This is a genomic window from Desulfitobacterium hafniense DCB-2 (genome assembly GCF_000021925.1).
GTDB lineage: Bacteria > Bacillota > Desulfitobacteriia > Desulfitobacteriales > Desulfitobacteriaceae > Desulfitobacterium > Desulfitobacterium hafniense.
Window position 1 is genome coordinate 4,294,019 of record NC_011830.1, and the last position, 12,908, is coordinate 4,306,926.

The window sequence follows — 12,908 nt, forward strand, 5'->3', positions numbered from 1 at the left end:
TCATCCTCCTCTTAATGCTTATGAGGTGTATATAGTATGACGTTCCATGCCATTCTCCCCTTGCGGGTCTCTTGAAACTCAAGCAAACGCATACGGCCATAACCGCGGCAGGATAATATATCCCCAGGTTTCACTTCCAGATCCGCTTTGGCAACCATCCGGTCATTGCGTTTAACTTTCCCCTGCTGAATAAGCTCCTGGAACATAGTCCGGGAAACATTAAAACCGCTGGAAGCCACCGCATCAATGCGGGAAGATGCTGCGGTAATGCGCCGCTCTTTCCCCTGTTCCAGGGGAATCTCCACATCTTTCTCCACAGCCTCCACACGAATCCGTTCCCTCCCCGCCTTATCCCATTGACTAAGAAGAAAATCGGCGATCTCCTGGGCAACGGCCACAAAGCAGCACTGTTCAGTCAAACGTATATCCCCAATAACTTCCCGCTTCAACCCCAAACCCATCAGGGAGCCTAAAACCTGACGATGATCCAGCTTGCCCCGTGGATCAGCCGGGGTTGCCTGCAAAGCACGGATCTCGCTGGGGACATTATCCAGAACATCCGGATCTTCGACCATCAGAAAGCGCACCCTTTCTGCATCGGGAAACCCACCCTCCAACCGAAAGGCAAGACCTTCCCTCTGCAGGATGCCTTCCAACCAATTAGCTAACGCCTGTCCCAGAAAAGGAGTCCATACCGGCTGACCTTGACCCAAGGCCTCATTGCATAAATCCAGCAAATGAGCCCCTTCCAGCCGCATCTCTTTCTCCGTCCAGAATTTCAAGGCACTGCGGTCAATATGATATTCCATCCCTTCCACCCTTAGAGACGAAGCAAAAAGCTGAATATCCCAGGAAGCAAGATGGAGCGAACCAGCATCAGCACGAAATAGGCAATAAGCGGCGCCAAACCAATGGCAAAACCAGGCCCGCCAAATTGAAGACGCTCAAAGGGCCTTATCAAGGGATCCGTAATATCATGCAGGATGCGCACAAAAGCATTGTAAGGCAGATTGGGAATCCATGATAACAAAGCACGCAAAATGATGGCGTACATCAAAATCAGGAGCACCTTATCCGCTACTTGATAAACAAAAATTATAATAATCACTCCTTATTTAGTGAGAGACCAAAAGAAGCCTTTCTCTTTAAAATCATCCTTCATTTCTCCGGATATATCCACATTATTAGGCACAAAGAGGAAAATGCCGTTGCCGACTTTTTGCATATTTCCGCCTAAAGCATAGGTAGCGCCGCTGACAAAATCCACAATCCGCTTTGCCAAATTGCGTTCAGCATTTTCCAGATTAACAATTACAGGACGGCGGTTTCTCAATTGATCGGCGATGCTTTGCGAATCTTCAAAGGCCTGGGGTTCCATCACTACCACTTTGATTTGCTTTTGGGTGTGAATACTGACCACCTGAGCCCCTTTGCGATTGCCGGTCCCTCTGGTCTCTTCCCGGACTTCTTCTTTCTCCTCTTCTTCCTCGAAATAATCTTCCTCATAATCATCGTCTGCAAAACCCATAATACCAATCACTTTGTCAAATAATTTAGCCATTGTCATTGACCTCCTTCAACATCACTCATGATTCAAATCTATTCGTTCGCCAAAGATTTGTCTTCCCACCCGGATGATGGTGGACCCTTCCTGAATCGCCCACCCAAAATCCTGACTCATCCCCATAGATAGCTCTTTGAGGTTCACATGGGGCAGATTTTTCTGCTGAAGCCGCTCCTTGAGCAGACGAAGCTCCCGGAAAAAACCTTGAGTATCCTCAGGGGAAGCACCCAAGGCACCGATGGTCATCAATCCATAGACCTGGATATGCTGACAACCCGCTGCCTCCCTCAGGAAATCCTCCACTTCTTCGGCCAATAATCCTGCCTTTTGTGAGTCCCGGGCAATATTAACCTGGACGAGGGTAGGCCAGATAATATTTCGCTGAGCTCCTTGGCTTTCTAAGGTCTCTAACAAGCTAAGCCTGTCCAGAGAGTGGATAAGATTGATCCTCTCATCCAGATACTTCACTTTATTGGTTTGCAAACGGCCAATGAGATGCCATTCGCAATCCGCCGGAAGCTGTGTTACCTTATCCTGCCATTCCTGAACCCTGTTTTCGGCGAAAGACCGCTGTCCTGCTTCATATGCCCTTTGCACCGTCCCGGCACTCATGGTTTTACTTACTGCCAACAGCTTGATTGCGGATGGATCCCGGCCGCTTTTCACTGCAGCCTGCTGAATCCTCTGCCGCACAGCAGATAAACTTCCATAAATATCCATTTGTTACACCGTCCATCTTGTTTCAATTCTACAAAGAAGGCCCGTTTCCTGCCTGTTTCACAGAACAGGTTAAGATTGAGAAACATTTTTTATATTCATGATCAGCCCATCGATGCCCGTTCGGGGATTAGTGATGACGGGAATTCCATGGGGCAGGTTCTCAACACAAATGACCTGGTCATTTTGATCCAAAATCTTGACTTTGCGGTACTGAATAGCCCCTTCCTTAACCACATAGACCCCCTGCTCTTCCCCTTTACTCCACAAGCTGCTCTTAGGAACAAGCACCCCGCTGACCGAAGGTCTCTGCACAAGGGAAATATCCTGGAGCCTCTTTTGGCTTGTCCCATTGATATATTGGTTAAATTGAACGACCAGACCATGGGGATTATCCAGAAGGCGCAGAATCTTGGCACTGTAATTCTGATCATCAATGATCAGCTTAACGCTTTTCCCTACCTCATACCCCTTAGGCTCAACTTTGAGCACCGCCACCGTAGGTTTGAGATTGTTGACTATCTTACCGATCACTTTTCCTGCCGCCACACTCCCGCTGCTCTGAGGGGGGGACGGCTCCTGAGCTTCCTGAGCTTCCTGAGTTGTGGATAGCTCCTGGGTCGGTTGAAGAATTTTACCCACATCCATGGCCAGGAGATTTTCAGGGGTTAAATACGTTTCCAATCCATCGATGACAGAAAAGACGATACCGCCGCTGGAGGCATAGAGGTCATGGGCGGCAGCGGCATTCTCCTGTCCCAGCACCACCCCTCCGGAATGAATCCTGGCGATCAGGTCCCCCTTGCGTACTCTTTCTCCTTCCTGAACCAGAAACTCGGTTGTTCCTGCGCCAGGTGCTTTAAGCAAGGTTTCCTCATTGGCAAAAACCGCCGCGACAGTCTGGAGATGGTCAATACTCCCTTGCCTGGCGATCTCAACCTTAAGAGATCCTGTCAGGAAGCTGGAACGGTAAACCCATCCCAGCGAACCCAAGAGAAGAAGAAGAAAAACGCTGACACCAAACACCCGAACAACTTTATAAATTCCCCTCCTTGGGCTCCTCCTCTTCATTCCTCTCCACTCCATTTCCGGTTGGTAATTCACAGATAAATACTGAGCCCGAACCCGGTTCAGAGGCCACAGTAATTTTTCCTTTGACTCCTTCAACGATATGCTTGACAATGCTTAAACCCAGCCCCGTTCCTCCTTGTTCCCGGGAGCGGGCTTTGTCCACCCGGTAAAAACGTTCAAAGATGCGGGGCAGGTCCTCTTTAGGAATCCCGCACCCTGTATCGCCGAACTCTAAAAGAATCTTCCCGTCGTCATGAAAAGCATGGAGCCACACTTTACCTTTCACAGTATATTTTACAGCATTTTCCATAAGGTTGAGGAGTACCTGGCTCAATAAATCTATGCCCATGGCAACTTCCGGAAGATCCTTAGGTATTTTAATCTCTAATTCGACTTTCTTAGCTTCCGCATAAGGCTCAATCACGGGGCGGATCTTCTCATAGGCTTCCTGAACTTTGCTCATGCCCTGACCCGCATCCTGCCGTTGGTTTTCGATCCGGGAAAGTGTCAGCAGCTCATCCACCAAGCGCTGCAAACGCAAGGTCTCCTTATGGATGATATTTAAAAAACGCTCCCGCAAATGAGGAACTTCCGAAGCCCCATCCAGCAAAGTCTCTACAAATCCCTTGATCGAGGTTAACGGGGTTCTCAGCTCATGGGATACATTCCCGACAAACTCCGTCCGGAGCAGCTCCAAACGGCGAATTTCCGTAATATCATAGCAGACGATCACTGCCCCCTGAGAACGGGCCCTCTCCCCGCTTATGGGACTGACCTGTGCCCGGATCATGAGTTTCGAATTCGTAGCCAGCTCGATTTGGCCGGAGCTGCCCTTTTCCAAAGCTTGAGTCACCAGGTCTCCTAATTCCTCAAACCCGCATAATTCACTGAAGTGCTTATCCCGGACAGCCTCCTGCTCTCTGCCAAAAAGCCTTTCCGCCGCCCGGTTGAGCAAGACAATGCGTCCCACATGATCCAGGGAAATAACCCCTTCCTGCATACCGGCAAGAATGGCCTGAATCTTCTGAGCTTCTTGTCGATTATTCAGCATGCTGAGATTGATTTGCTGACCCAAATTGGCAATTGCCTTGGATAAAGTTCCTAATTCATCAGCATCCTCAGGAAGAGAGTCTGGCTGAAACTCCTCTTCAAGAATCCCGGCAATGGCATCATTGATCCTGCGGATGCGCTTTTCAAATTGAAAAGCAAAGAAGTAAATTATTCCCCCGGGAAGAAGAATCGCCAACGCTGTCGCCAAAGGATCGATATCCCAACGAATCCCTGTATGCACTTGAGCACCCAGCCAGAAAAGCAGTATGGAAAAGGAGCTGACCAGCAGATAAAGACCTAAGATAAGCCACTTAATCTTCATGTTCTATCCTTTCAAACGATACCCGATACCGCGCAATGTTTCGATATATTCAGGATTTGAAGGGTCTTTCTCAATCTTTTGCCTGAGATGCCGTACATGGACATCCACGGTTCGTGTATCCCCTGCGTATTCATATCCCCAGATTCGTTCCAGGAGCTCATCCCGGGTATAGACTTTACCGGGATAGGTGGCCAGGACACGCAGCAGTTCAAATTCTTTCGGTGTTAATTCTATGTACTCTCCCCGAACGGATACTCGGAAACGGTCCAAATCAATATGCAGATCCTGGCGAAGGATATCGTTGTTCTCCTCCGAAGGCTTGAGACGCCTCAGCCTGGCCCGGATTCTGGCGATCAGCTCTCTGGGGCTGAAAGGCTTCGTAATATAATCATCGGCGCCGATCTCCAGCCCCAATACTTTATCAATCTCTTCCCCTTTTGCTGTCAGCATAATGACCGGCAGTTCAACAAACTTGGGGGTCTTGCGGATTTGATTCAATACTTCCAGACCGCTTATACCGGGAAGCATAATGTCAAGAACCACAAGCTCCGGTTGTTTTTCCTCAAGAATGCGCAACGCTTCAGACCCGTCTGCCGCCATCAATACCTGGTAGCCTTCTTTCTCAAGATTAAACTTGAGCAGCTCCTGAATTGGTTCTTCGTCATCAACCACCAAAATTACGGCCACGATTATTCCTCCTTTTCCGGCAGCCGGCGAATCCAGCCTGCCATCCGTCCTGTCTGCGGACCCTCCCGGCGATGAGAAAAGAAGGAGTCCGTATGACAGGCGGTACATTCCGGGGCTACCCATAGTCTTTCCCGGGGTATCCCAGCTTCCCTCAATACCATCGCATTGGCCGCCTTTAAGTCCAGCAGCCCATGTCCGTTTCTGCTTGGTTTTAAAAAAGGCCTCTGCGTAAAATTTTTAGCAAACTCAGCCATAACCCGTTCATCCACTTCATAACAGCAGGGGCCAATACTTGGTCCGATAGCCGCCCAGGTTTCACCGGGATCTCCGCCAAGGCGCCGGAATTCCTCCAGCATATCACCCACGATCTTCCCCGCTGTTCCTTTCCATCCCGCATGAGCAATGCCAACGGCTCGAAGGCCGGGATGATAAAAGAACACCGGAACGCAATCTGCAAAAAAAGCCATCAAGCCGGTGTGTTCCATGGTATACAGGCCATCGACACCGGCAATCGCACTATCCAGGGACTCGCTGCCTCGTCCCCCGTCCTCTTCCTGAACTTGATGAATTCTGGTTCCATGGACCTGCTCCCCAACCACAACCTGAGATGGAGCAGCATCCCATTCCTGAAACCATAAATCACGGTTAAGCCGTACTTTATCAGGCTCATCCCCTACATGGAGTCCAAGGTTTAAGCTGGCATAAGGTGCCGGACTTACCCCTCCCCAGCGTGTGGAAAACCCAATCTGAAGTCCCGCCGCTTCCCAGCGGGGAATGGTAAGATAGGTTAGGTTTTTTCCCTGACGCCAACTCCAAGTCATCGGTTTCCCCCCATACGATTCTCGACTTTAACTATACCATAAAGTTTAGGGTGGATGCACTCCCCAAAGGTCCTATTTACACGATTTAAAGCCTTCCGAGGGGTGTATTGCCCTTCAGAAGGCTTTCTCTATCTTTTAACAAAAGACTTTCCATATCTCTATAGACGTCGCACCTATCACCGCCGGTCGTCCACCAGGGAATTGAATTCCGGCAAATCGGTGGCATCAACCAAAATGACATCCACCCCGATTTTTTTTACCCGCTCCCAGGGAACAAGAATATCCTCTGTCCGTCCCCCAAAGAAACCCCAGCTTCGAGAGGCACCCTGCACTACGATCTCCTTAATCGAACCCCGTTCCAGATCCAGATCCAGATCTTTAATCGGACCCAACCGGCGACCGTCTTTAATATTCACTATATCCAATAAACGCAGCTCAGAGATCCGCATCCATTATACCTCCCCTCTCTCCATATATATTCCGGAGAGAAGAGGTTTATACCTCATACATACTTGCGCATATGCCCCAAGGCTGCCTTCTCCAAACGGGAAACCTGGGCTTGGGATATCCCGATCTCATCGGCTACTTCCATCTGAGTCTTGCCGTGGAAAAAGCGCAGGGACAAAATGAGCTTCTCCCGTTCACTCAGCCGCCGCAAGGCTTCCCGTACGGCAATTCCCTCCAGCCAGCTGTTATCGGAATGCTTTTCATCCCCGATCTGGTCCATAACGAAAATAGGATCTCCCCCATCATGGTAGATGGGCTCGAAAAGAGAGATGGGTTCCTGAATAGCATCCAGAGCAAAAATCACTTCTTCCCGGGGCAGAGTCAGCTTATCCGCAATCTCCGACACCGTTGGTTCCCGGGAGCATTCATTGACCAGCTGATCCCGGACTTGCAGCGCTTTGTAGGCGATATCCCGCAGAGACCGGCTGACCCGAATCGGATTATTATCCCGCAGATATCTGCGAATCTCTCCGATAATCATCGGGACAGCGTAGGTCGAGAATTTTACATTCTGGCTCAGATCAAAATTATCGATAGCCTTCATCAGGCCAATACAACCTACCTGAAAGAGGTCATCCACATACTCCCCACGATTGGTGAATCTCTGAATCACACTGAGCACCAAGCGGAGGTTACCGTAAATCAACTTCTCCCGAGCTTCCTTTTCCCCGCTTTGATAGGCAACAAATAACTCCTTCATTTTTGCGCTACTGAGAACAGGCAATTTTGAGGTGTTCACTCCACAGATTTCTACTTTGTTTAAGGCCATTTGAGCACCCTCCAAGCCATTTTTCATCTTGGAAGAGTATGCCCGCTGGAATTGAAACTTATTCCAAACGGATAAATTCTTTCCGCAAACGGCGGATAATCCGCTTTTCCAGCCGCGAAATATAGGATTGGGATATACCCAGCCGATCGGCAACTTCCTTCTGGGTTTTTTCTTCTCCATTATCCAAACCAAAGCGCAATTCCATAATCAGTTTTTCACGATCCGTCAGCCTGGCCATCGCTAAATGCAAAAGCTGGCGATCCACCTTTTCCTCCAAAGGACGGGAAATAATATCGTTTTCCGTGCCCAGGACATCGGAAAGCAGGAGCTCATTACCATCCCAATCAATATTTAAAGGCTCATCGAAGGATACCTCGGTTCTCGTTTTATTGTTGCGGCGCAAATGCATCAGGATTTCATTTTCAATACAACGTGAAGCATAGGTTGCCAGTTTGATCTTTTTCTGAGGATCAAAGGTATTGACAGCCTTGATCAGCCCAATCGTGCCAATGGAGACAAGATCCTCGATACCGACTCCCGTATTTTCGAACTTGCGGGCAATATAGACCACCAGCCGCAAATTTCGTTCAATCAGAACATCCCGGACACTCACATCCCCCCGCTCCAGGCGTTCCAACAGCTCTCCTTCCTCATCCGTGCTTAAGGGAGGAGGGAGAGCTTCACTGCTCCCTACATAATAAATTTCCCGCCAGTCGGTAAACTTGCTTATCAGTTTTGATTTGATTTTTACGGCCCATAACTTGATATGTTCCACTATCAGTTTGATATGCTCTACTATCCTTCTCATCAGCTTTCCTCCGCTCCTTGAACATGCTCCGGATGCAGCAAGGCCTGATAGGCTCTATCCGGGCTAAGCACCTGCCGCACAAAAGCAAGGGTTGCTTTCATTTCCCTGGGCTCCGACAAGGATGTACAAACCACCTTTTGGGGTCGGATACCCAGAAGCCAACTTTTATGTCCTACTCCCTGATAGGGGATAAAGGCACATTGTTTAATCCATAAAGAATCGGACTGCCACAGCCAGGGCCAAGGATCGTCCAAATCCCGCCAAGCTCCTTGCAAAACCGGGAGCAGCTCTTCCGGCACCCCGGCAGCAGCTGCCTCTTCCTCAATTAAAATCACCGGATATCCGGTCAACGGATCCCGCAATTGATTCCCCGTATCCAAGAGCGCTTTTACCCGGAAAGGGTTCCCCCGGCCCATGTCAATCTCCAGGTCATAGATTGAAGCTTGGTGGTGGGCAGCGGAACCTAAGATCCGATGCCAGGCTTTTTGAGTAAACCACCACAATCCGGCCACCAGGGGCAGAATCCACAGATTCTTCAGGCCAAGCCGCAAAGAACCCCCTATTCTGCCATCGAAGCTGAGCCAACCCCATAAAGCGTAGATAAGCCCCCCCAGCCCGGCTGACAGAATCCAAAAGATCAGGAGAGACTTAAAGTAAAGCCTGAACCCCCGGTAGGGATAGGCCAGCCAAACCATGAGCCAGGGAATGAGGTATTTACTCAATTCAAAAATCAACGAGGCTGGAGCATAGGCAGATAGAATAACCGGAATTTCTCCAGCGATTACACCTGCCGCAATTCTCTTGCCTCGAAAGGGTAGATTCGCTAGTCGGGCGGCGAGGATTAAGAGCAAGGCATCCATACTTCCATTCACTAAAAGGTCAAGATCCAAATACCTCTCCATGACTCATTGCAGCCCTTTCTACCGTCTCTCCCAAATTATACCGAAGGTGGCGAATAAAAGCTGTCGCAATAGGTGGGAATATTTAGGAAAACTATTGCGACTGGTGACGTATAATCGCGGTTAAGCTAAATTGGGCAGGAAAGCTTCGCAAACCTTTTCCCGCAACTGGAACAACAGTAAAGCAAAGGAGTTGTCCGAAATAGGTACGCGCGTACCTATTTCGGACAACTCCTGCAAAATCAGTTTGGGCCTAAACCTTATTTGGCCTTAACCCTTTAAGAAAAAATCTCAGCCCCTGCAATGTCCAGATCAGAAAACCAGAAGGACCGGACCGTGTCCTGCTTCCGGTAGGTCATAAAATGCTCAATATCCAGGTCTTTAAACCCATAAACCAGAATAATCTCCTGCACAGGATCCACAATCCAAAACTCCTTGACCCCGGAAATCATAAAGGTGTTCAGCTTATCCACCATATCCCTGGAGCGGGTGCTGGGAGAGAGGATTTCCACCACCAGGACCGGTGTGCCCATATAGCGCCCTTGCTCATTGGTGGTCTCCGCCACATCACAGGCAATAAACAGATCCGGCTGCATTACGTCAGGATCTTTGAACCCCTCTTTGCGGAAATGCACATCGAAAGGAGCATAGAACACCTTACAGGGCTTGCCTTTGAGGTATTTCCTGAATTCTGCAAATAAGTTTCCCGAGATTTGCTGGTGAGAAAGGCTTGGGGAACCCAACAGCACAATTTCCCCGTTGATGAACTCCATACGCAGATCGCTTTTCTCATAGATTTCCATGAATTCCTCATAGGAGACCTTCTTGCCCCCGTACTGGTAATCCAGGGCCTTCTCCTTCATGAGAAAATAGCGGTCGGCATCTGTGATGTAGGGGGTGAGCCGTACAGCCTTCTTGCCATTTTTGGTGATCACCACTTCCTCATTTTCGTTCATGACATAGTCCAGGTACATGCCCAGGTTGTTTTTAAGCTCCGTAGCCGTGATTGTGTCGTTCGCTTTTATCGTATTAGCTTCTTTTTTATCGTCCATTTTATTCTCACCTCGTACAATAATTATATAATATCGCACGAATTATATCAACTATTTGTATTCAAAAATGACTACCTAAAGAGCTGTCTGCTCCGGAAAAGCCCCCGAAGGCCAATGATAAAAAGCCAGGCCTTGCCTGCTCACTGAGCACTCAAAGCCTGACTCCTATGTACTTCATCAAAACCAATTTAACAAATTAACGTCTGCGACGTAAGAATTCGGGAATATCAAGATCCTCAGATGTTGCTGCCACCGGGCGAATCGCTTCATTGGCATTTCCTCTTAAATTACCGGCAGCGGATTTTTGTTGATCAAAGCCGGTAGCAATGACCGTAACCCGAATCTCATCCTTCAGGCCTTCATCGATGACCGCACCAAAGATAATATTAGCTTCCGGATCCGCCGCTTCAGCAATGATCTCAGAGGCCTCATTGACTTCAAATAAGGTCAGGTTTTGACCGCCGGTGATATTCAGCAGAACCCCTTGAGCGCCTTCGATAGAGGTCTCCAGCAAAGGACTGGAAATCGCTTTCCGCGCCGCATCCGCCGCTCTGTTCTCACCTGTTGCCGAACCGATTCCCATCAAAGCCGAACCGGTATTGCGCATAATGGTCTTCACATCGGCAAAGTCCAAATTAATCAGTCCGGGAACCGCTATCAAATCCGAAATCCCCTGGACCCCTTGGCGCAATACATCATCAGCGATCCGGAAAGCTTCATGAAGAGCGGTATGTTTATCCACCACTTGAAGCAAACGATCATTGGGAATGGTGATCAAGGTATCCACTTTGCTCTTAAGCTCAGCGATGCCTTTTTCGGCCTGCATAGCCCGCTTTCTGCCCTCAAAGGAAAAAGGACGTGTCACGACTCCAACCGTCAGAGCACCCAGCTCCTTAGCGATTTCAGCAACTATGGGGGCCGCTCCGGTTCCTGTGCCTCCGCCCATTCCGGCGGTAACAAAGACCATATCTGCGCCCTTCAGGACATTAATCAATTCTTCCCGGCTTTCCTCAGCCGCTTTTGACCCGATTTCAGGATTTGCTCCTGCACCAAGTCCTTTAGTTAATTTATTGCCTATCTGGACTTTCTGGCCGGCCCGCGAGAGGTTAATTGCCTGGGCATCGGTATTTACCGCTACAAAATCCACACCTTTTAAACCCGCCGTAATCATACGGTTAACCGCGTTGTTGCCACCGCCCCCGACCCCAATCACCTTAATCTGGGCGAACTGATTAAAGTCCATATCAAATTCAAGCATTTAGCTGACGACCCCCTCGCTTATATTAAAGAAAACCTTTTATCCATAATGCGATTTCCCAATAGAGTTAATCCCGGTTCGAAGCAAATTCAAAGTATTCCCATACCAAAAGTAAATTCTATGGACAGGCATATTATCCTTCTTTTCACTTCAATTTTTTAACATGAAATATTATCCACAAAACCTAATGTTCACGGATTATCGTCAAGAATATCCTTTTATTCTTCCCTATCTCTATCTCCTAATCAAATGTCGGCGAATAATCGCTAAGTTATTGAACAATCGGACTCCAAACGCCACCACAGCTGCCAGGAACAGGTCCACCCCAATCCGGTCTCCCACATAGGCAAGGATTCCAGCCAGCAGAATGTTGGTAAAGAAACCCGAAAGAAAAACAACAGAGTCAAAATGGTCTTCCTGAGCAGCACGAATACCTCCCAATACGGAGTCCAAAGCCGCCAAAATAGCCACTGAGAGATACTTCGAGTATTCAACCGGCACGGAAAACGGGCTGAACCAGCCGATAGCCAGTCCCAGGATCAGACCTAAAAATGGTAACCACATGTAAGAAATTCCTCCTCATTAACGACCGATAACAGGCTTAGCAGCCGTGAAATCGATATACCTTACCCCATTCTTAAACGACTTATACCCCTCATCATTGATCAGCGTATAAAGGGACTTAAGTTTTTCTGCCCAGGCATCAGCTTTGCCTAAACGGACCTCTATGCCATCCGTCAAAAAAAGGATAATCTGCTGGATAGGATTTACATAGATTTCCCCTATCAAAGGCCTTAACTCCTGAGGGGCTTGTCCTAACAAATTAAGGGCAGCCTTCAGACCGGGAAGATCCAATTCCTGCCCAGGACCTGCTGTATCAGGAAGAGTCACTCCATTGATCACCGGATAGCTTTGCTCAGGCCATCCCTCCCGGCGACGGAGATAAATCCCTTTACCATCCACCTCAACTATTCCCGAAGCGACAATCACCAGAGCTACAGGGGTACGCTCCTGAACCTCCAGGACCAAACGATTGGGGAACTTCTTCTTGAATGCCACCGACTCCACCAGAGGGTGAAGCAGCACCTTTTGCTCAAGCTGCCTTTGATCCAACATAATTAGATTTTGTCCTGTTACATCCGTAGTTAAACGTTCGATTTCATTGAGGGGAATTTCTTGCAGGCCCTCGATGCTTACTGCTTCAATGTTAAAATAGCTGGACTGCAAGAAGAAGCTTATCCCCACTACAAAGAGTATAACAAGTATGGAAATATAGAGAAAGGATGTAGTCGATTTCCTAGGCTCCACGGTCACTCCCCCCAGCTCTCAGTATATCGAATACAATCCTCTCTGTCATGTCTTTCTTTGGGAATCCTTTAATTT

The 12,908-nt window shown here is 48.6% G+C and carries 16 protein-coding genes; all 16 read right to left on the reverse strand.

Features of this window, described 5'->3' with window-relative positions:
* Window positions 1-11: 11 nt before the first annotated feature.
* The 16 genes from DHAF_RS20170 to DHAF_RS20245 all read right to left on the reverse strand — a co-directional run bounded on the left by DHAF_RS20170 (window position 12) and on the right by DHAF_RS20245 (window position 12,833).
* A complete protein-coding gene (locus DHAF_RS20170) occupies window positions 12-809 on the reverse strand; it encodes a YlmH family RNA-binding protein (protein ID WP_015944980.1) in 798 nt (265 codons plus the stop codon).
* An 11-nt stretch (window positions 810-820) separates the two neighbouring features.
* Window positions 821-1,108, reverse strand: a complete 288-nt coding sequence (locus tag DHAF_RS20175; RefSeq protein WP_011460681.1) for a YggT family protein — start codon at window positions 1,106-1,108, stop codon at window positions 821-823.
* Between the two features lie 3 nt (window positions 1,109-1,111).
* Complete coding sequence (locus DHAF_RS20180) at window positions 1,112-1,561, reverse strand: cell division protein SepF (RefSeq protein ID WP_015944981.1); 450 nt, start codon at window positions 1,559-1,561, stop codon at window positions 1,112-1,114.
* Window positions 1,562-1,582: 21 nt separating this feature from the next.
* Window positions 1,583-2,284, reverse strand: a complete 702-nt coding sequence (locus DHAF_RS20185) for a YggS family pyridoxal phosphate-dependent enzyme (protein ID WP_015944982.1) — start codon at window positions 2,282-2,284, stop codon at window positions 1,583-1,585.
* Between the two features lie 69 nt (window positions 2,285-2,353).
* A complete protein-coding gene (locus tag DHAF_RS20190) occupies window positions 2,354-3,352 on the reverse strand; it encodes an HlyD family efflux transporter periplasmic adaptor subunit (protein ID WP_015944983.1) in 999 nt (332 codons plus the stop codon).
* The gene (locus DHAF_RS20195; protein ID WP_015944984.1) at window positions 3,318-4,724 is read right to left on the reverse strand and encodes a sensor histidine kinase; all 1,407 of its coding nucleotides are present in this window, start codon (window positions 4,722-4,724) and stop codon (window positions 3,318-3,320) included. The genes DHAF_RS20190 and DHAF_RS20195 overlap by 35 nt, the downstream gene beginning before the upstream one ends.
* A gap of 3 nt (window positions 4,725-4,727) precedes the next feature.
* Window positions 4,728-5,411, reverse strand: a complete 684-nt coding sequence (locus tag DHAF_RS20200; RefSeq protein ID WP_015944985.1) for a response regulator — start codon at window positions 5,409-5,411, stop codon at window positions 4,728-4,730.
* A gap of 2 nt (window positions 5,412-5,413) precedes the next feature.
* Window positions 5,414-6,232, reverse strand: coding sequence for a peptidoglycan editing factor PgeF (gene pgeF / locus DHAF_RS20205; protein ID WP_015944986.1), 819 nt, complete (start codon window positions 6,230-6,232; stop codon window positions 5,414-5,416).
* A gap of 176 nt (window positions 6,233-6,408) precedes the next feature.
* The gene (locus tag DHAF_RS20210; RefSeq protein WP_015944987.1) at window positions 6,409-6,681 is read right to left on the reverse strand and encodes a YlmC/YmxH family sporulation protein; all 273 of its coding nucleotides are present in this window, start codon (window positions 6,679-6,681) and stop codon (window positions 6,409-6,411) included.
* Between the two features lie 53 nt (window positions 6,682-6,734).
* Window positions 6,735-7,508 carry an RNA polymerase sporulation sigma factor SigG gene (sigG, locus tag DHAF_RS20215; RefSeq protein WP_015944988.1) on the reverse strand — a complete coding sequence of 258 codons (774 nt, stop codon included), beginning with the start codon at window positions 7,506-7,508 and terminating at the stop codon, window positions 6,735-6,737.
* A 58-nt stretch (window positions 7,509-7,566) separates the two neighbouring features.
* Complete coding sequence (gene sigE, locus DHAF_RS20220; RefSeq protein ID WP_005811355.1) at window positions 7,567-8,316, reverse strand: RNA polymerase sporulation sigma factor SigE; 750 nt, start codon at window positions 8,314-8,316, stop codon at window positions 7,567-7,569.
* On the reverse strand, window positions 8,316-9,218 hold the full coding sequence (locus DHAF_RS20225) for a sigma-E processing peptidase SpoIIGA (protein WP_005811356.1): 903 nt from the start codon (window positions 9,216-9,218) through the stop codon (window positions 8,316-8,318). Before DHAF_RS20225 ends, sigE begins: the two co-directional genes overlap by 1 nt.
* Before the next feature lie 275 nt (window positions 9,219-9,493).
* The gene (locus tag DHAF_RS20230) at window positions 9,494-10,267 is read right to left on the reverse strand and encodes a type II toxin-antitoxin system Phd/YefM family antitoxin (RefSeq protein ID WP_015944990.1); all 774 of its coding nucleotides are present in this window, start codon (window positions 10,265-10,267) and stop codon (window positions 9,494-9,496) included.
* 196 nt (window positions 10,268-10,463) lie between these two features.
* Entirely contained in the window at window positions 10,464-11,525 is a 1,062-nt protein-coding gene (gene ftsZ, locus DHAF_RS20235; RefSeq protein WP_005811376.1) for a cell division protein FtsZ, read from the reverse strand.
* A 234-nt stretch (window positions 11,526-11,759) separates the two neighbouring features.
* Window positions 11,760-12,089, reverse strand: a complete 330-nt coding sequence (locus DHAF_RS20240; RefSeq protein WP_005811377.1) for a small basic family protein — start codon at window positions 12,087-12,089, stop codon at window positions 11,760-11,762.
* A gap of 18 nt (window positions 12,090-12,107) precedes the next feature.
* A complete protein-coding gene (locus DHAF_RS20245) occupies window positions 12,108-12,833 on the reverse strand; it encodes a cell division protein FtsQ/DivIB (RefSeq protein WP_015944991.1) in 726 nt (241 codons plus the stop codon).
* Window positions 12,834-12,908: the final 75 nt, after the last annotated feature.

Excerpts from the sequence above, each read along its gene's own strand:
- DHAF_RS20185 (WP_015944982.1), bottom strand. The coding sequence starts at position 2,284 with ATGGATATTTATGGAAGTTTATCTGCTGTGCGGCAGAGGATTCAGCAG.
- sigE (WP_005811355.1), bottom strand. The coding sequence starts at position 8,316 with ATGAGAAGGATAGTAGAGCATATCAAACTGATAGTGGAACATATCAAG.
- DHAF_RS20230 (WP_015944990.1), bottom strand. The coding sequence starts at position 10,267 with ATGGACGATAAAAAAGAAGCTAATACGATAAAAGCGAACGACACAATC.
- DHAF_RS20190 (WP_015944983.1), bottom strand. The coding sequence starts at position 3,352 with ATGAAGAGGAGGAGCCCAAGGAGGGGAATTTATAAAGTTGTTCGGGTG.
- pgeF (WP_015944986.1), bottom strand. The coding sequence starts at position 6,232 with ATGACTTGGAGTTGGCGTCAGGGAAAAAACCTAACCTATCTTACCATT.
- DHAF_RS20225 (WP_005811356.1), bottom strand. The coding sequence starts at position 9,218 with ATGGAGAGGTATTTGGATCTTGACCTTTTAGTGAATGGAAGTATGGAT.
- DHAF_RS20170 (WP_015944980.1), bottom strand. The coding sequence starts at position 809 with ATGGAATATCATATTGACCGCAGTGCCTTGAAATTCTGGACGGAGAAA.
- DHAF_RS20180 (WP_015944981.1), bottom strand. The coding sequence starts at position 1,561 with ATGGCTAAATTATTTGACAAAGTGATTGGTATTATGGGTTTTGCAGAC.
- DHAF_RS20195 (WP_015944984.1), bottom strand. The coding sequence starts at position 4,724 with ATGAAGATTAAGTGGCTTATCTTAGGTCTTTATCTGCTGGTCAGCTCC.
- DHAF_RS20240 (WP_005811377.1), bottom strand. The coding sequence starts at position 12,089 with ATGTGGTTACCATTTTTAGGTCTGATCCTGGGACTGGCTATCGGCTGG.
- DHAF_RS20210 (WP_015944987.1), bottom strand. The coding sequence starts at position 6,681 with ATGCGGATCTCTGAGCTGCGTTTATTGGATATAGTGAATATTAAAGAC.
- ftsZ (WP_005811376.1), bottom strand. The coding sequence starts at position 11,525 with ATGCTTGAATTTGATATGGACTTTAATCAGTTCGCCCAGATTAAGGTG.
- sigG (WP_015944988.1), bottom strand. The coding sequence starts at position 7,508 with ATGGCCTTAAACAAAGTAGAAATCTGTGGAGTGAACACCTCAAAATTG.